A 16,774-nucleotide genomic window follows, 5' to 3' on the forward strand; every position below is an offset into this window, starting at 1 on the left:
TCTAAGATGGAATCTTCAGAATGCAACAGGTAGGAATGCAATCAAAGATAAGCGTTAAAGGCTTGAACTTCTACTACGGCAATTTTCATGCGTTGAAGAATGTTTGTTTTAATGTTCCGGCAGGAGCGGTTACAGCCTTTATCGGGCCCTCTGGTTGTGGTAAGTCAACACTATTGAGGACGTTCAACCGGATGTATGAGTTATATCCAAAGCTTCGTGCGGAAGGTGAAATTCTACTGGATGGGCAAAATATTCTTGCGCAAGATGTGGACTTGAATTTGCTCCGGGCGCGCGTGGGTATGGTGTTTCAGAAGCCCACTCCATTCCCGATGTCAATATATGACAACGTTACTTTTGGGGTAAAGCTCTATGAAAAGCTATCCCGTTCACAACTGGATGAACGAGTTGAATGGGCATTAAAAAAAGCTGCGTTATGGGATGAGGTTAAAGATAAGCTAAAGCAGAGTGGCTACTCACTATCTGGAGGGCAGCAGCAGCGACTATGTATTGCAAGGGCAATCGCTCAACGTCCCGATGTCCTATTGTTGGATGAGCCAACTTCAGCCTTGGATCCGATTTCCACTGCACACATTGAAGAGCTCATTCATGAGTTGAAGTCTGAATATACCATTGTAATAGTTACACATAATATGCAACAGGCGGCGCGAGTCTCTGACTATACGGCATATATGTATTTGGGCGAACTGATTGAGTTTGATTTAACAGATACAATTTTTACCAAGCCTAGCAAGACTCAAACTGAAGACTACATTACTGGACGCTTTGGCTGATCAAATTTCGGTTTGACGTTAGTTGGGTTCTTGCACTAGAATAAAAAGTTGAAAAGTGCTCTTGGTTGGCGTTACATGTCTCGCATAGTAATCGGTAATTGGAAGTTGCATGGATCCATGGCAATGCTAGAGGAGTATTTTTCTCTATTGAGTGCGGCTGGGGTTAGTGGCGGTAACGTTTGGCTCGGTCTTCCTGTGCCATACATATCTGCTGCAAGAGGTTTTGCTGAGAAATTGGGTGTATGCATTGGGGCGCAAGACGCTAGCCGTTATTCTGAGGGTGCATATACGGGTGAGATTTCTGCTGACATGCTGAGAGATGTGGGCGCGCAGTTTGTGATCGTTGGGCATTCTGAACGGCGCCGCGTTTTTGGTGATGTGGACGATATAGTTTGCGAGAAGTACCATCGGGCGATTCTGGCGGGTTTGATCCCGGTTCTTTGTGTTGGTGAGACGCTGGCTGAGCGGGATGCCGGTTATGAGTATGAGGTTGTTGGTCGTCAGTTGATGGCTGCAATTAATTATTTTAGTTCGGAAGAGGGTGGCTTTAATGCGCCTTGTATTATTGCGTATGAGCCAGTTTGGGCAATCGGTACTGGGCGCACAGCATTGCTGGAAGATGTTGAGGCTATGCATTCCTTCATATTGGATCGATTGCCGGGTGCCAAGGTTTTATATGGTGGTAGTGTAAAGCCCGATTCGGTTAGGTCTCTGTTTCAAATTGATAGTGTGGCAGGGGTCTTGGTTGGCGGTGCATCACTGTCTGCGTCGTCGTTTGCTTCGATTTGCGGTATGGCATAGGGTGTGTCGTGGAGTTATTTAAAGGTTTTATACAGGTATTTAATGTTCTGTCTGCTGTTGGTGTGATAGTTCTGGTTTTGCTTCAGCACGGCAAAGGTGCTGATATGGGTGCTGCTTTCGGTAGCGGGTCTGCCGGTAGCTTGTTTGGCTCATCCGGTTCTGCGAATTTCCTTAGTAGATTTACTGCGGTTTGTGCTATAATCTTTTTCTCTACCTGTTTGATGTTGGTTGTTGTTGATTCAAAGGTCGTGGCATCAAAAGGGGTAATGTTTCAGGAAAAGGTTGAAAAGCCTCTTCAAAAAGAACAAGCTGGAAAAGGTAATGTAATTCCGAATTAATTGAACTAGGCCGACATGGTGAAATTGGTAGACACGCTATCTTGAGGGGGTAGTGGCGAAAGCTGTGTGAGTTCGAGTCTCACTGTCGGCACCAGAATTTTGAAAACGCTCAGGCTATAAATCTGGGCGTTTTCGTTGTTATCACCAGTGCTTTGATTGGATTGAGTTATGGTTGATAGTCATTTGGCGCAAGGCTATATGCCAGTGCTTCTTTTTATGCTTATTGGCGTGATTATCGGTGTGTTGCCAATGTGCTTGGGTTGGTTGGTTGGTTGGTTGCTTGGAACTAATCGCCCAGACCCTGAAAAGTTGTCACCTTATGAGTGTGGCTTTGAAGCCTTTGAAGATGCACGGATGCAATTTGATGTTCGTTATTATTTGGTCGCAATACTCTTTATTTTATTTGATTTAGAGGTGGCTTTCCTTTTGCCGTGGGCAGCAGTATTAAAAAGTGGCGAAATTGGATTCGTCGGTTTTCTGTCTATGATGTTTTTTTTGGCTATCCTTATAGTTGGATTTGCTTATGAGTGGGCGAAGGGGGCTTTGGAGTGGGAATGAATTCATCGCTTCAGTCTGAGGGTTTTATTACAACAACGGCTAGTGCGGTAATTAATTGGACTCGCACAGGTTCCTTGTGGCCCATGACATTTGGACTGGCTTGTTGTGCTGTGGAGATGATGCATGCGGGCGCGTCAAGATATGATTTGGATAGGTTTGGCATTGTGTTTCGGCCTAGTCCTCGCCAGTCTGATTTGATGATTGTTGCTGGTACTCTTTGTAATAAGATGGCGCCGGCGCTGCGTAAGGTTTACGACCAAATGCCAGAGCCAAGATGGGTTCTTTCAATGGGTTCATGTGCAAATGGTGGTGGGTATTATCATTATTCGTACTCTGTTGTTCGTGGTTGCGATCGAATAGTGCCTGTTGATGTGTATGTTCCAGGGTGTCCACCTACTGCTGAAGCTCTGCTGTACGGATTGATTCAATTACAAAATAAAATTAGACGTACTAATATTTTGATGCGCTGAGGTTTTCGATGGATAAGCTGGAGTCTCTTGGGCAGTTGCTGGCGGATGCATTGGGGCAGAAGCTAGTAAGCTGGTCTATTCATCTGGGCGAAATTACTATTGTGGTGCGGGATGAAAATTGGATTGAGGTTGCTAAGTTTCTATCGGAAGATGAGCGGTTTTGTTTAAGAACCTGCATCGATTTATGCGGTCTAGATTACTCGGCTTATGGGAGTGGAGCATGGCATATGCCGAGGTTCGCAGTTGCTTACCATCTGCTTTCCGTGAAGTACAATTTTCGCATCCGGGCAAAAGTATTTTGCGCGGATGATTATTTTCCATGTTTGCCATCCGTGGCTGATATTTGGCCTTCTGTTGATTGGTATGAGAGAGAGGCATTTGATCTTTTTGGGATTATGTTCTCTGGGCATCCAGATTTGAGAAGGCTGCTAACGGATTACGGATTTGTTGGGCATCCTTTTAGAAAAGATTTCCCGCTGTCTGGTTATGTAGAAATGCGTTACGACCCCTGTCAGCGACGGGTTGTTTATCAGCCCGTGACGGTCGAGCCAAGAGAGGTCACTCCTCGCGTCGTTAGAGAGAGCGGATATGGGCGCTGAGATAAAAAATTACACACTTAATTTTGGTCCGCAACATCCGGCTGCGCATGGAGTGTTGCGCTTGGTGCTTGAATTGGATGGGGAGGTTGTGCAGCGGGCTGATCCACATATTGGCCTATTGCATCGAGGAACGGAGAAGTTAGCCGAATCCAAGACTTACCTTCAATCATTGCCATACATGGATCGACTGGACTATGTCTCCATGATGTGTAATGAGCATGCGTATGTCATGGCTGTCGAAAGACTTGCGGGGATCGAGGTTCCGATTCGTGCTCAGTACATTCGGGTAATGTTCGATGAAATCACTCGGATCTTAAATCATCTGCTGTGGCTCGGTGCTCACGCGCTTGATTGTGGCGCGATGACAATGTTTTTGTATTGTTTCCGTGAGCGCGAAGATCTCATGGATTGTTACGAGGCCGTGTCGGGTGCTCGTTTGCATGCTGCTTATTATAGACCTGGCGGCGTATATAGAGATTTGCCGGATTTCATGCCGAAGTATGGGGAATCTAAAATCAGAAGTGTAACAGAGGTGGCGAAGCTGAATGAAAATCGCCAAGGCTCCCTTCTTGATTTTTTGGAGGATTTTTGCGCCAGATTCCCTCGATATGTAGATGAGTATGAAAATTTATTGACTGACAATCGTATCTGGAAACAACGTACCGTTGGCATTGGTGTTGTTAGCCCAGAACGCGCAGTCGCACTCGGTTTTTCCGGCCCAATGCTGCGTGGGTCTGGCGTGGATTGGGATTTGAGGAAAACTCAACCTTACGAGGTGTACGATCAGGTTGATTTTGACATTCCGCTTGGTGTCAATGGAGATTGTTATGATCGATATTTGGTTCGGGTAGAGGAGCTAAGGCAATCCAATCGTATTATCAGGCAGTGCATCAAGTGGCTGAGGTCCAATCCGGGGCCGGTAATTACTGCAGACCATAAGGTTGCTCCGCCGAGTAGGGTGAAGATGAAATTAGGTATGGAGCATCTTATTCATCATTTCAAGTTGTTCACTGAAGGGATGCATGTTCCTGAAGGTGAGGTCTATGCGGCAGTTGAGCATCCCAAAGGCGAGTTTGGCGTTTACATGGTATCTGATGGTGCGAATAAGCCGTACAGATTAAAGATTAGGGCTCCAGGTTTTGCCCATTTGGCTGCGTTAAATGAGATGTCGGTTGGTCATATGATTGCTGATGTAGTTGCAATTATCGGGACTCAGGATATTGTATTTGGTGAGGTTGATCGTTAATGCTAACCGCTGATTCTCTTTTTCAAATAGATTTGGAGCTAAAGAAATATCCTGAAAGTCAAAAGCGCTCTGCTGTTATGTCGGCTTTGCGCATCGCACAGTCTGAGCTGGGATGGCTTTCGCAGGATACGATAAAGTTTGTAGCGGGTTACCTTGGTTTGATGCCAATGGCTGTTTATGAAGTTGCTACATTCTACAATATGTATGACCTTGCCCCTCGAGGAAAATATAAGTTAACGGTTTGTACAAATTTGCCTTGCGCACTCAGTGGAGGCGAGGACGCTCTGGACTATCTTAAACGTAAGTTATCTATATCAATTGGTGAGGTTACTGCTGATGGGAGGTTCTCACTGCATGAGGGTGAATGTATGGGTGCCTGTGGTTATGCGCCTGTGGTGTTGGTGAATAACCATTCGATGTGCAGGAATATGACTCCTCAGGCCATTGATAGCATGTTGGCTGAATTCGATTGATTGTTAATAGGCTAGTCAAGAGATGACTGTATATACAAAAGGTGTTGTATTTGACGGCGTTGACTTCGATGATCCTGATTGCTGGAAGCTTGATCGTTATGTAAAGCGCGGTGGTTATGCGGCTTTGCGAAAAATTATTGAGGGAAGCATTTCTCAGGATTCTGTTATTGCTGAGGTGAAGCTTTCCGCGCTTCGTGGGCGTGGTGGCGCTGGTTTTCCTACGGGGCTTAAGTGGAGCTTTATGCCTAGGCAGTTTCCGGGTCAAAAGTATTTGGTTTGCAACACAGATGAAGGCGAACCTGGAACGTTCAAAGACAAGGATATTATTGAGTTAAATCCTCATGCATTGATCGAAGGAATGATTATCGCTGGATATGCGATGGGTATTTCTGTTGGGTATAACTATATCCATGGTGAGATCTTTCAAGATTATCGACGATTTGAGGCCGCCTTGCAGGAAGCTAGAGATGCGGGTTTGCTAGGTGAGAACATTCTAGGGAGTGGCTTTTCATTTCAGCTTTATGCTCATCATGGATATGGCGCTTATATCTGTGGTGAAGAAACAGCGTTGCTTGAGTCGTTAGAGGGGAAAAAAGGTCAACCTAGATTTAAGCCACCATTTCCCGCTTCCTTTGGTTTGTATGGTAAACCGACGACGATCAATAACACGGAAACATTTGCCTCCGTACCATTTATTATCCGCGAAGGTGGGCAGAAGTTTCTAGAACTTGGTAAACCTAATAATGGGGGTACTAAGTTATTTTCTATTTCAGGTCATGTTTCTCGGCCTGGAAATTATGAGGTTCCAATGGGTATGCCATTTGCTGAGCTCCTTGCTCTTGCAGGTGGAATGCGTGATGGTGGGAAGTTAAAGGCTGTCATTCCCGGTGGTTCTAGTGCCCCTGTACTACCTGCACAAATAATGATGGATGTAACAATGGACTATGATTCCATCTCTAAGGCAGGATCCATGTTGGGCTCTGGTGCGGTAATTGTTATGGATGAATCGGTTTGCATGGTGAAGGCTCTTCGAAGGCTCTCGTACTTCTATTATGAGGAGTCTTGTGGACAATGTACGCCATGTCGTGAAGGTACTGGGTGGTTGTATCGAATCGTAGACCGAATTGAGCGGGGAGAGGGGAGCCTCGGTGATTTGGATCTTTTAGAGTCGCTTGGGAAAAATATCGCGGGTAGAACGATCTGCGCTCTTGGTGATGCTGCGGTAATGCCTGTTCAAGGAATGTTGAAGCACTTTAGAGATGAGTTTCTTTTTCACATCGAGAATAAGCGCTGTTTGGTACACTAAAAGGCCATATGTGTAGCTAGGCTGATTTTGTTTCTTGTGTTTTGTCCACATTTAATTTGCCGTAGACGTTATCCATGTTAGAGATCGAGATTGATGGTAAAAAGCTGACAGTTCCCGACGGTAGTACCGTTATGGAAGCAGCCGAAGCTGTGGGTACATATATTCCGCATTTTTGCTATCACAAGAAGCTTTCGGTTGCTGCCAATTGCCGTATGTGCTTGGTTCAGGTTGAGAAAGCCCCTAAGCCGCTACCTGCATGTGCTACGCCTGTTACGGACGGGATGAGGGTTTTTACAAAATCTGATCTTGCAGTTAAAGCTCAACAGGGGGTGATGGAGTTCTTGCTTATTAATCACCCTCTTGATTGCCCAATATGTGATCAAGGTGGGGAATGTCAGCTTCAAGATTTAGCTGTTGGGTATGGTGATGTTGATTCCCGTTTTTCAGAGGTGAAGCGTGTCGTTCCCAATAAAGATTTGGGTCCTCTGATTTCCACGGATATGACACGCTGTATTCATTGCACTAGATGTGTACGATTTTCAGAGGAGATTGCTGGTGCCCAAGAAATAGGAATGGCTGGGCGAGGAGAGCATTCGGAGGTCATGTCGTTTATTGGGTTGACTGTTGATTCCGAAATTTCTGGTAATGTTATAGACCTTTGCCCGGTTGGTGCTTTAACGTCTAAACCTTTCCGGTATCAGGCGAGATCATGGGAGTTATCCAGAAGAAAAGGCGTTAGCCCGCATGATGGACTCGGGAGTAATCTTATTTTGCAGACAAAAGGCGGGAGAGTTGTCCGTGTTTTGCCGCGTGAAAATGAGTCAATAAACGAATGCTGGATCTCAGATAGAGATCGTTTCTCTTACGAAGCTTTGATGTCATCGGAGCGTTTGCTGACGCCTGAGTTGACTATCGGTGGTCAAGTTGTTTCTACCTCATGGGATTCAGCTTTAAGTAAAGTTGCGGAAGAGATAAAAGGTACTATTGAAAAGTTTGGTGCAGATAGTATTGGTGTGGTAGCGTCTCCGAATTCCACGGTTGAGGAGCTTTATTTAATTAATAAGTTGTTTGGTGGTGGCTTAGGAGTTAGAGCCATAAATACGTTCGGCAGAATGTCTGATTACAGACTTGTGTCTGAATCTGAAGGTGTTCGTTGGCTAGGTCAATCCATAAGTGAGCTTAGGCAGTCCGATTTATTTATGATTGTCGGCTCGGATCTTCGCATGGAGAGTCCGTTACTGGCGCAGCAAATCAGGCAGTCAGTTAAGCGTGGTGCTGAACTTTGTGTGCTGTCCCCGTCCTCCTCTAAGCAATTGTGCAGGAGTGTTGAGAGGATTGTTCGACCGGATGAGTTGTTGAGTAGTCTGGTGTCTATCGCACATTCTGTGGTTGTCAAAATTGGTAAGTCTGTGCCTGCAGTATTACAACTTGCGGGCCTTCTTGCGGATGACGACCCTATGGTTGAGGCTATCGCCAAGGTTGCCGGACGCGGTGGACGTATTTCGATTTTGCTCGGTGAGCAAGTGGAAAATAGCCCTCAGGCTTTGGAAATTGCGAAGGTAGCGAGTTTGTTTGCTGAGGCTATAAGTGCTGAATTCGGCTGGTCGTTTGCATCCGCGAATAAAGTGGGGGCACAGTTATTGACTGTTGATTCGGCTGATCCGACCTTCTCCCGTCAGAGGAAAATGCTCATTGGTTTTGGTGTGGATTTGTGTGCGGATAGCCCAAATGCACAACTCATGAGTCACCAAGTAAGAGCGGCTGATGCTTTGGTGTTGTTCTCTCCTTTTAAGCCGTTATCTCATGTTGCTCCGTTTTCGGCGAGCCTTCCGGTTGCGCCATTTTCCGAAACCGGTGGTTCGTACATAAATATTGAGGGTGTAGTTCAGGCGTTTAATGGTGCTGTAAGGTGTGCGGGTGATGCACGTCCCGGCTGGAAAGTTTTACGCGTGCTTGGAAACCTTCTGAGCATTCCTGGCTTTGACTATCAATCGGTTGAAGATGTTCGACGGGCTGCCCTAGGTGACCTTGAGAAGCTTTCTTCGTCGACGCTCAATAACTCAATTGATGTTGAGGATGTGCGGATAAACGAAAAGCACAATGCATTGATTAGAGTCGGTGATGTGCCGATTTATCAGTCGGATGCTGTGGTCCGTCGTTCTCATAGCCTGCAGGAAACTAAACTGGCAGGCTGTTCAAGATTGGCCAGAATGAACTCGAAGACATTATCGTCACTGATGATCAATCATGGCGATAACGTATTGGTTTCGCAGGGGGGGGCGGAATTTTCTATTGTTGCTGAGGAGGATGACACCTTGCCAGATTTTGCTGTTGCTCTGCCTGCAGTAATTGATGGGTGTGGTGTTCTTGGAGAGTTATATGGCCCTATTTCAGTTAAAAAGAACATGTAAGGAGCCAACGTGATTGATGCAATTCATTCTACCATTGTTGGTTTGCTTGGCTCTCAATTTGGAGCTGTGGTTTGGGCGGCCATTAAAATAGCCCTTATTGTCGCTCCTATATTTGGTTGTGTTGCATACTTAACGCTGGCTGAACGGAAAGTAATTGGGTATATGCAAATTCGGGTTGGGCCAAATCGCGTTGGCCCCTTCGGCTTGCTTCAGCCGATCGCGGATGGCGTTAAACTCTTAACTAAAGAAATCATCGCACCTAGTGCTGCTTCTAAAGGCTTGTTTTTTCTTGCTCCGGTAATGGTGCTTGCGCCGTCCCTTGCTGCGTGGGCAGTGATCCCGTTTTCACCGGATGTAGTACTTGCGGATGTAAATGCGGGACTGTTATATGTTATGGCAATTACATCTGTTGGTGTGTACGGCGTTATTGTAGCGGGATGGGCTTCAAACTCGAAATATGCATTTCTTGGTGCGATGCGTGCTGCCGCACAAGTTATTTCCTATGAGTTAGCAATGGGTTTTGCGCTTGTAGGGGTGCTTATGGTGTCAGGTAGTTTGAATTTAAGTCAGATTGTTGCTAGCCAATCTGTTGGACTGGGCCAAGGCTCAATTTTGTCTTGGAATTTAATCCCATTGTTTCCTCTATTTTTAGTTTATTTAATATCAGGTGTTGCTGAAACTAATAGAGCACCGTTTGATGTAACAGAGGGTGAATCTGAAATTGTTGCCGGACATATGATTGAGTATTCTGGCATGTCGTTTGCATTGTTTTTCCTCGGCGAATATGCAAACATGATTTTGATCTCCTGTATGACCTCCATAATGTTTTTAGGTGGATGGCTTTCGCCATTTCCCTCTGGTATACCAATACTGGGGGCATCTAGTTTTCTGTGGCTTGCATTAAAGGTAGCCTTTATATTGTTTTGCTTCTTATGGTTTAGGGCTACTTTCCCGAGATACCGCTATGATCAGTTAATGAGACTGGGGTGGAAGGTCTTTATTCCTCTTACGCTTGTCTGGATTATTTTTGTTGCTATATGGATGCAGACTCCATATTCACTGTGGAAGTCCTAGTCATGCAGATGATTCGCAATTTTGTAAAGACTTTCTTTCTTCTTGAGCTTGTTAAAGGGTTGGCCCTTACTGGTCGGCATTTTTTTCAGAGAAAAATTACTGTTCAGTTTCCTGAAGAGAAAACTCCATATAGCCCAAGGTTTCGAGGGTTGCATGCTCAGCGCCGATATGCAAATGGCGAGGAGCGTTGTATCGCTTGTAAGCTGTGTGAAGCCGTTTGTCCTGCTATGGCGATAACTATTGAGTCTGAGCAGAGGGCAGACGGAAGCAGACGTACCACTCGTTATGATATTGATCTTACAAAATGCATATTTTGTGGGTTCTGCGAAGAAGCATGCCCGGTGGATGCAATCGTTGAAACGCACATATATGAATACCACGGAGAGAAGCGTGGTGATCTGTATTATACAAAGGAGATGTTGTTAGCGGTCGGCGACAGATATGAGAGCGCTATTTCTTTAGCCAAAGCGGCAGATGCAAAGTACCGCTAAGAAGATTAAGCTTTTCTTGGAGCATACCTTCCAAGTTGGAATTTAGAGATATGAACTGGACCTTGTTAATTTTCTATTTGGTATCAGCGGTGCTTTTGGTTTCTAGCATTTTGGTGGTTACTGTTAGGAACTCAGTTTATGCTGCACTGGCATTGATGTTGAGCTTTTTTTCTGCATCGATTGTTTGGATCATGATTGAAGCCGAGTTTTTGGCTATTTCTCTGGTATTGGTCTACGTTGGTGCGGTGATGGTTCTGTTCCTGTTTGTTGTGATGATGCTAGATATCAACTTTGAAAGGATTCGGCAGGGTTTCTGGAAGTATTCCCCTGCCGCATTAGGTGTTGGTGTGTTGATGGTTTTGGAGCTTTCGGCTGTCCTTTTAAGTAGGAAGGCTGACTTTGACAAGCTGGTCGGCCCAAAGCCGATACAGGCAGGTAGCTCAAACATTGAGCAACTAGGCCTTCAGGTATACTCCAACTACATTCTTCCGCTTGAATTGGCTGCAGTTGTTCTTTTGGTTGCTATTGTCGCAGCTATCTCTCTGACTTTACGGAAGAAAAAGCTATCTAAGTATGTTGATCCTGCTAAACAAATTGCCATCAGGCGAGAGGATCGAGTGCGGTTGGTAAAAGGTCGATCGTCATAATAAAGATTTTCGGGCCTGCATTTTCTTAGGTAAAGTGAGGAAAATTTTTCTAATTCGTTGTTTTTTCTGATCATATGTTACCACTAACACATGTATTACTCCTCTCGGCCGTGCTATTTAGCATAGCGATGTTCGGTATTTTTATGAATAGACGCAATGTGATTATTCTGCTTATGGCCATCGAGTTGATGTTGCTTGCGGTAAATATGAACTTTGTGGCTTTTTCGAAATATTCCGGCGATATGGCTGGTCAGGTTTTTGTATTTTTCATACTTACCGTTGCGGCCGCAGAGTCTGCAATTGGACTCGCCATATTGGTGGTCCTATTTCGAACTATGCGTTCGATAGATGTGAGAGATTTGGACCAACTACGGGGTTAGTGCTTGGTTGGTGTACATAATTCTAGTGCGGGAAGTACATCTGCTTAACCCGAAAAATAGGTTTTAAATGGATAAGGCAACTTTTTATTTGCTGGTACCGCTTCTGCCGTTGATGGGTGCTTTGCTTGTTGGGCTGAGTGGACGGCTCCTCTCGTTTGTTGCGGCACATACCATCGCGATAGCGGGTGTGGCTGGAAGCTTTTTGTTATCAGCAAAGGTGCTGGTTGATTTGTGGAATGGTCAGCCAACTTTTAATGGGAATCTATATAGCTGGATTACGATAGACGGTATTGATTTGAACGTCGGCTTTTTGGTTGATAAGCTGACTGCTATGATGATGGTTGTGGTTACCTTTGTTTCTCTAATGGTGCACGTGTACACAATTGGTTATATGAAAGGTGACCCAGGATACAAGCGTTTTTTTAGTTATATCTCGTTATTCACGTTTTCCATGCTCATGCTTGTCATGAGTAACAATTTCCTGCAGCTGTTTTTTGGTTGGGAGGCTGTGGGTGTTGTTTCTTATTTGCTGATTGGCTTTTGGTTTAAACGACCTACTGCTATTTTTGCTAATTTAAAGGCTTTTTTGATTAATCGGGTCGGTGATTTTGGGTTTTTATTAGGTATTGGACTTGTATTGATGCATTTTGGTTCACTTGATTATGCAACCATTTTCGGTCAAGTGCATACAAGTGAGATGCAGCAATTTTGGATGAGTAAGACGATTAATCTATTGGGGTCGACGCCTGTTGGCCTTATTACTGCAATTTGCCTGCTTCTTTTTGTTGGCGCGATGGGTAAGTCTGCACAGGTTCCGTTACATGTCTGGTTGCCGGATTCGATGGAGGGGCCTACACCCATATCTGCGTTAATTCATGCCGCCACAATGGTGACTGCCGGAATATTTATGGTTGCGCGCATGTCTCCACTGTTTGAGCTCTCGCCTGTCGCTTTGAGTACCATACTGATAATTGGTGCTACTACAGCGTTGTTTATGGGATTTTTGGGCATCATTCAGAACGACATAAAGCGCGTAGTTGCATATTCCACCTTGTCGCAGTTAGGTTACATGACTGTAGCGTTGGGTGTTTCGGCATATCAAATTGGTGTGTTTCATTTAATGACTCATGCCTTTTTTAAGGCCTTATTATTTCTAGCGGCTGGTTCGGTGATCATGGGAATGCATCACGATCAGGATATTCGAAATATGGGGGGCTTAAGAAAATATATGCCTGTCACTTGGATTACATCGTTAATTGGATCGCTCGCGCTGATCGGTACTCCCCTCTTTTCAGGCTTTTATTCTAAAGATGCGATTATTGAGGCTGTAGCGGCGTCCAAGATAGTTGGGTCGTCCTATGCTTATTTCGCTGTTATTGCTGGAGTGTTTATTACCGCGTTTTATTCTTTCCGGATGTATTTTTTGGTTTTCCATGGCGAGAATAGGTGGCGTAGCCATGGCCAAGATCATGGTTTGGCCGATTCGGAGGAGCATCACGGTCTTTCCCCTGGAGATGATCCGCATGAATCATCTTGGGTTGTTCTATTACCATTGATTGCATTAGCTATTCCGTCGCTGTCGATTGGATTTATCGCGGCGCCATCGATTATGGATGGGAGAATGTTTGGCTCCGCAATTTATTCAGATATGCACGATACAATGCGAGTTGTTTCTGAAGAATTTCACGGCTCTTTGGCCATGGCGGTCCATGCATTTTCCTCCGCTCCGTTTTGGTTAGCTCTCTCTGGAGTGGTAGCTGCTTGGGTTCTATATGTATGGAAACCGAGTTTTGGTGTCAATATCTCCAGCTTCTTTAGATCTTTAGGAATTGTTCGGCTTCTGGAAAATCGTTATTACATGGACCACTTATATATTCATGTTATGACGCCTATTGCGACATCAATAGGTAGGGTATTTTGGAAAGTTGGTGACGTGCTGTTGATTGATGGTCTGGTGGTTAATGGTGCTGCCAAACTGGTTGATAAGATGTCTAAGATTACAAGTTTGTTTCATCGCGGATATATATACGCGTCGGCTTTCTCAATGATTCTAGGTGCGGTTGTATTGTTATTGTTTTGGAGTGCGGGGACTAAGCAGATTTTGGCTGCGATTGGGCTTTCTCATTAATGAAAATTTGAAATTAGACCCGACTTTGTCGTGTCTTTGCTAAGGTGAGCATGTTGGAGCATTTGCTTAGTTTCATTATATGGACGCCGATATTCTTTGGCGTTTTAGTCTTGGCTGTTGGGCGGGATCAGCGACCAGCTACAGCAAAAGTGATATCTGTTTTTGGTGCAGGCCTAGGATTTTTACTGTCGCTCCCCCTCTACTTCCGGTTTCAGGATCTTCATGGTGGTCCCCAATTCGTTGAGCTTCTATCATGGATACCCGCATTCAACATAAACTACCATTTAGGTGTAGATGGTTTGTCTATGTTTTTTGTTGTATTGAATTCATTTATTACCTTTTTGGTGGTAATAGCAGGTTGGGAAGTCATTACCAGCAGGGTGTCTCATTACCATGCGGCATTTCTGGTTATGTCCGGGCTAATTAATGGTGCTTTTGCCTCGCAAGATGCGATGCTGTTTTATGCTTTTTTTGAAGCCATGTTGATACCGATGTATTTGATAATCGGTGTTTGGGGTGGTCCGAGAAGAGTATATGCCTCTTTGAAGTTCTTTCTTTATACCCTTATGGGGTCTTTGTTGTTGCTTGTTTCTTTTATTTGGCTATATAAGCAGACTGGTTCATTTGATATTGCCACATTCCAGCGATTTGGCGTGAGGGATGGCTTAGTGGCCGGTATGAGCTTGAAGTCGCAGACTTTGCTGCTAGTAGCTTTCTTTTTTGCATTTGCAGTAAAGGTACCGATGTTTCCTGTTCACACTTGGCTGCCGGATGCCCACGTTGAAGCGCCAACTGGAGGATCAATGGTGTTGGCAGCCATCACGCTTAAATTGGGAGCCTATGGCTTTTTGAGGTTTGCATTACCAATTGTGCCGGATGCTGTGCGAGAGTATGGAAGCATAATCGTTGTCTTGTCATTGATAGCTATTGTCTATGTTGGTTTGATTGCCCTTGTACAAACTGATATGAAGAAATTGGTGGCGTATTCGTCAATTTCTCATATGGGTTTTGTAACTCTGGGTACATTTATGTATGTAGATGGGGTGCCTACCGTATATGGGCTAGAAGGCGCTCTAATGCAGATGATTTCTCACGGGTTTGTTTCTGCAGCGATGTTCTTTTGTATTGGAGTGTTATACGACCGCATGCATAGCCGGAAGATTGCTGACTACGGAGGAGTAGCGAATCGTATGCCCATTTTTGCTGCTTTTTTCCTGCTCTTTTCTATGGCAAATTGTGGTCTGCCTGCAACGTCAGGTTTTGTTGGTGAGTTTTTGGTGATAATGGGTGCTCTTAAAGTTCAGTTTTGGATTGCCTTCGCAGCTGGTATTACTTTGATCGTTGGCGCGGCGTATACCTTATGGATGTACAAGAGGGTTGTTTTCGGCGCTGTAGGCAGTGAAGGGGTTGAATCGCTGGTCGATGTGAATTTCCGGGAATTCATTGTGTTGGCAATTTTGGCTGTTTCTGTACTGGGAATGGGTTTGTTGCCTGGGCTTTTCAGCGCTAAGCTGCATTCGAGTGTAGATACGCTTATTTATCAAGCAAGTCAGTATAAGGTTGGTCGTGAGGGTGGAGAGAAATGATTAGTCCTTGGAATAGTGCGGATTTGACATTTCTAAAGCCTGAGCTTTGGCTGCTATGTTCGGCGTGTGTGATATTGCTGTTGGACTTAGTAAGTAAAGATCAGAGAAAGGCAGTTACTCATTGGCTTAGTTTATTATCCTTGGGAATTGCTGCCATATTAGTTTTGGCTGGCGGGGTAAAATCTCCTCAAATAGTTTTTTCCGGTATGTATGTGGTGGATCAGCTTTCTGGTTTGTTGAAATTTGGTTCAGCTTGTTTAGTTGGTTTGGTTTTGATCTACGGGCGGCAGTATTTTATAGATCGGTCCATGCTTACAGGGGAGGTTTATGTCCTCTCCTTGTTTGGGCTGCTTGGCATGTTTGTGATGACATCTGCTTTTAGCTTCCTTACCTTGTATATGGGTTTGGAATTGTTGTCGCTGTCTCTATATGCAATGGTTGCGTTACGTAAAGATGATAGTTTGGCCATCGAAGCATCCATGAAGTACTTTATTCTTGGAGCATTGGCCTCTGGCATGTTGCTTTATGGGATGTCGATGCTATATGGAGCTACTGGTAGTCTGCATTTATCAGAAGTTTCGGCAAGGATTGCGCAAGGCCAAACAAGTCGTGATTTTCTTGTGCTCGGATTGATTTTTATTGTAGCGGGTATTGCTTTTAAGCTGGGCACTGTTCCATTTCATATGTGGGTTCCTGATGTATATCAGGGAGCTCCTACGCCTATTACGATGCTGATTGGGTCCGCGCCGAAGCTGGCCGCTGTCGCATTTGTAATACGCCTGCTAGTGCAAGGTTTACCTGCTGCTTTTGTGGATTGGCAAAGCATGCTTATTGTTTTGTCGGTAGCTTCTATTGTTGTCGGTAATGTAGCTGCGATTGCGCAGCAGAATATAAAGCGTATGCTTGCTTATTCGACAATATCCCACATGGGTTTCATGTTGCTTGGGCTTATTGCTGGGGATGCTGGAGGCGTTGCTGCGTCGATTTTCTACGCGCTTGTTTATTCATTTACGACGATATCTGGGTTCGGAATTTTACTTTCTCTTACTCGGACAGGTTTTGAGTCAGATAATCTAGCTAATTTCAAGGGTTTGGTGAAGCGCAGTCCGTGGTTGGCGCTGATGATGCTGATGGTTATGTTCTCTATGGCAGGTATTCCTGCTTTTGTTGGATTCTTTGCTAAGCTCTCTGTTATCAGTGCGATCGTTAGTCACGGTTTCGTTTGGCTTGCGGTATTGGCAGTAGCGTTTTCTTTGATTGGTGCGTTTTACTATCTTAGGGTTGTTAAGGTAATGTTTTTCGACGACTCCGATTTGGATGTTGTTGATAGTCCCTTTTCTTTGAAATGCTTTGTTAGTGTAAATGCACTTCTTTTACTGGTGGCAGGATTGATTCCCCAGCCTTTTTTATCCATTTGTGCTGATGCTGTAAACCTTTCTTTATTAGGTTAAAGTTTTAAAGTTTACTAGGTTTTT

17 protein-coding genes and 1 tRNA gene are annotated in these 16,774 nt (G+C 44.7%); all 18 read left to right on the top strand.

The window, feature by feature from the left end; translation table 11 throughout:
- Positions 1-20: 20 nt before the first annotated feature.
- The 18 genes from pstB (at position 21) to nuoN (ending at position 16,750) form a co-directional block, all read left to right on the top strand.
- Complete coding sequence (gene pstB / locus PZA18_RS12130) at positions 21-791, top strand: phosphate ABC transporter ATP-binding protein PstB (RefSeq protein WP_284101109.1); 771 nt, start codon at positions 21-23, stop codon at positions 789-791.
- A 75-nt stretch (positions 792-866) separates the two neighbouring features.
- Positions 867-1,592: a triose-phosphate isomerase gene (gene tpiA / locus PZA18_RS12135; protein WP_284101151.1), complete on the top strand. Its 726-nt coding sequence runs from the start codon at positions 867-869 to the stop codon at positions 1,590-1,592.
- Between the two features lie 8 nt (positions 1,593-1,600).
- Positions 1,601-1,930, top strand: a complete 330-nt coding sequence (secG, locus tag PZA18_RS12140; protein ID WP_284101110.1) for a preprotein translocase subunit SecG — start codon at positions 1,601-1,603, stop codon at positions 1,928-1,930.
- A gap of 9 nt (positions 1,931-1,939) precedes the next feature.
- Positions 1,940-2,024 (top strand) — tRNA-Leu (locus tag PZA18_RS12145).
- 89 nt (positions 2,025-2,113) lie between these two features.
- Positions 2,114-2,488 (top strand): NADH-quinone oxidoreductase subunit A, encoded by a 375-nt coding sequence (locus PZA18_RS12150; protein ID WP_308447377.1) that lies wholly within the window; start codon positions 2,114-2,116, stop codon positions 2,486-2,488.
- A complete protein-coding gene (locus PZA18_RS12155) occupies positions 2,485-2,958 on the top strand; it encodes a NuoB/complex I 20 kDa subunit family protein (protein ID WP_284101112.1) in 474 nt (157 codons plus the stop codon). Before PZA18_RS12150 ends, PZA18_RS12155 begins: the two co-directional genes overlap by 4 nt.
- Before the next feature lie 8 nt (positions 2,959-2,966).
- Positions 2,967-3,557: an NADH-quinone oxidoreductase subunit C gene (locus PZA18_RS12160; protein ID WP_284101113.1), complete on the top strand. Its 591-nt coding sequence runs from the start codon at positions 2,967-2,969 to the stop codon at positions 3,555-3,557.
- Entirely contained in the window at positions 3,547-4,803 is a 1,257-nt protein-coding gene (locus PZA18_RS12165) for an NADH-quinone oxidoreductase subunit D (RefSeq protein ID WP_284101114.1), read from the top strand. The genes PZA18_RS12160 and PZA18_RS12165 overlap by 11 nt, the downstream gene beginning before the upstream one ends.
- Entirely contained in the window at positions 4,803-5,276 is a 474-nt protein-coding gene (gene nuoE, locus PZA18_RS12170; protein ID WP_284101115.1) for an NADH-quinone oxidoreductase subunit NuoE, read from the top strand. The genes PZA18_RS12165 and nuoE overlap by 1 nt, the downstream gene beginning before the upstream one ends.
- Before the next feature lie 22 nt (positions 5,277-5,298).
- Positions 5,299-6,582 (top strand): NADH-quinone oxidoreductase subunit NuoF, encoded by a 1,284-nt coding sequence (gene nuoF / locus PZA18_RS12175; protein ID WP_284101116.1) that lies wholly within the window; start codon positions 5,299-5,301, stop codon positions 6,580-6,582.
- Positions 6,583-6,656: 74 nt separating this feature from the next.
- Positions 6,657-8,993 carry an NADH-quinone oxidoreductase subunit NuoG gene (gene nuoG, locus PZA18_RS12180; RefSeq protein WP_284101117.1) on the top strand — a complete coding sequence of 779 codons (2,337 nt, stop codon included), beginning with the start codon at positions 6,657-6,659 and terminating at the stop codon, positions 8,991-8,993.
- A gap of 21 nt (positions 8,994-9,014) precedes the next feature.
- On the top strand, positions 9,015-10,067 hold the full coding sequence (gene nuoH, locus PZA18_RS12185) for an NADH-quinone oxidoreductase subunit NuoH (RefSeq protein ID WP_456238572.1): 1,053 nt from the start codon (positions 9,015-9,017) through the stop codon (positions 10,065-10,067).
- Between the two features lie 2 nt (positions 10,068-10,069).
- Positions 10,070-10,558 (top strand): NADH-quinone oxidoreductase subunit NuoI, encoded by a 489-nt coding sequence (nuoI, locus tag PZA18_RS12190; RefSeq protein ID WP_284101119.1) that lies wholly within the window; start codon positions 10,070-10,072, stop codon positions 10,556-10,558.
- A gap of 50 nt (positions 10,559-10,608) precedes the next feature.
- The gene (locus PZA18_RS12195; RefSeq protein WP_284101120.1) at positions 10,609-11,205 is read left to right on the top strand and encodes an NADH-quinone oxidoreductase subunit J; all 597 of its coding nucleotides are present in this window, start codon (positions 10,609-10,611) and stop codon (positions 11,203-11,205) included.
- Positions 11,206-11,279: 74 nt separating this feature from the next.
- Positions 11,280-11,585: an NADH-quinone oxidoreductase subunit NuoK gene (nuoK, locus tag PZA18_RS12200; RefSeq protein WP_284101121.1), complete on the top strand. Its 306-nt coding sequence runs from the start codon at positions 11,280-11,282 to the stop codon at positions 11,583-11,585.
- 67 nt (positions 11,586-11,652) lie between these two features.
- Positions 11,653-13,713, top strand: coding sequence for an NADH-quinone oxidoreductase subunit L (gene nuoL / locus PZA18_RS12205; protein WP_284101122.1), 2,061 nt, complete (start codon positions 11,653-11,655; stop codon positions 13,711-13,713).
- A 50-nt stretch (positions 13,714-13,763) separates the two neighbouring features.
- Complete coding sequence (locus PZA18_RS12210) at positions 13,764-15,299, top strand: complex I subunit 4 family protein (RefSeq protein ID WP_284101123.1); 1,536 nt, start codon at positions 13,764-13,766, stop codon at positions 15,297-15,299.
- The gene (nuoN, locus tag PZA18_RS12215) at positions 15,296-16,750 is read left to right on the top strand and encodes an NADH-quinone oxidoreductase subunit NuoN (RefSeq protein WP_284101124.1); all 1,455 of its coding nucleotides are present in this window, start codon (positions 15,296-15,298) and stop codon (positions 16,748-16,750) included. Before PZA18_RS12210 ends, nuoN begins: the two co-directional genes overlap by 4 nt.
- Positions 16,751-16,774 lie beyond the last annotated feature (24 nt).

Source organism: Parachitinimonas caeni (assembly GCF_030129945.1).
Taxonomy (GTDB): domain Bacteria; phylum Pseudomonadota; class Gammaproteobacteria; order Burkholderiales; family Chitinimonadaceae; genus Parachitinimonas; species Parachitinimonas caeni.

Bases quoted from the DNA above. Each gene is read 5' to 3' on its own strand.
- PZA18_RS12165 (WP_284101114.1), top strand. From the start codon at position 3,547: ATGGGCGCTGAGATAAAAAATTACACACTTAATTTTGGTCCGCAACAT.
- PZA18_RS12155 (WP_284101112.1), top strand. From the start codon at position 2,485: ATGAATTCATCGCTTCAGTCTGAGGGTTTTATTACAACAACGGCTAGT.
- nuoK (WP_284101121.1), top strand. From the start codon at position 11,280: ATGTTACCACTAACACATGTATTACTCCTCTCGGCCGTGCTATTTAGC.
- nuoN (WP_284101124.1), top strand. From the start codon at position 15,296: ATGATTAGTCCTTGGAATAGTGCGGATTTGACATTTCTAAAGCCTGAG.
- PZA18_RS12160 (WP_284101113.1), top strand. From the start codon at position 2,967: ATGGATAAGCTGGAGTCTCTTGGGCAGTTGCTGGCGGATGCATTGGGG.
- nuoF (WP_284101116.1), top strand. From the start codon at position 5,299: ATGACTGTATATACAAAAGGTGTTGTATTTGACGGCGTTGACTTCGAT.
- nuoL (WP_284101122.1), top strand. From the start codon at position 11,653: ATGGATAAGGCAACTTTTTATTTGCTGGTACCGCTTCTGCCGTTGATG.
- pstB (WP_284101109.1), top strand. From the start codon at position 21: ATGCAACAGGTAGGAATGCAATCAAAGATAAGCGTTAAAGGCTTGAAC.
- nuoE (WP_284101115.1), top strand. From the start codon at position 4,803: ATGCTAACCGCTGATTCTCTTTTTCAAATAGATTTGGAGCTAAAGAAA.
- nuoI (WP_284101119.1), top strand. From the start codon at position 10,070: ATGCAGATGATTCGCAATTTTGTAAAGACTTTCTTTCTTCTTGAGCTT.
- PZA18_RS12210 (WP_284101123.1), top strand. From the start codon at position 13,764: ATGTTGGAGCATTTGCTTAGTTTCATTATATGGACGCCGATATTCTTT.
- PZA18_RS12195 (WP_284101120.1), top strand. From the start codon at position 10,609: ATGAACTGGACCTTGTTAATTTTCTATTTGGTATCAGCGGTGCTTTTG.
- tpiA (WP_284101151.1), top strand. From the start codon at position 867: ATGTCTCGCATAGTAATCGGTAATTGGAAGTTGCATGGATCCATGGCA.
- nuoG (WP_284101117.1), top strand. From the start codon at position 6,657: ATGTTAGAGATCGAGATTGATGGTAAAAAGCTGACAGTTCCCGACGGT.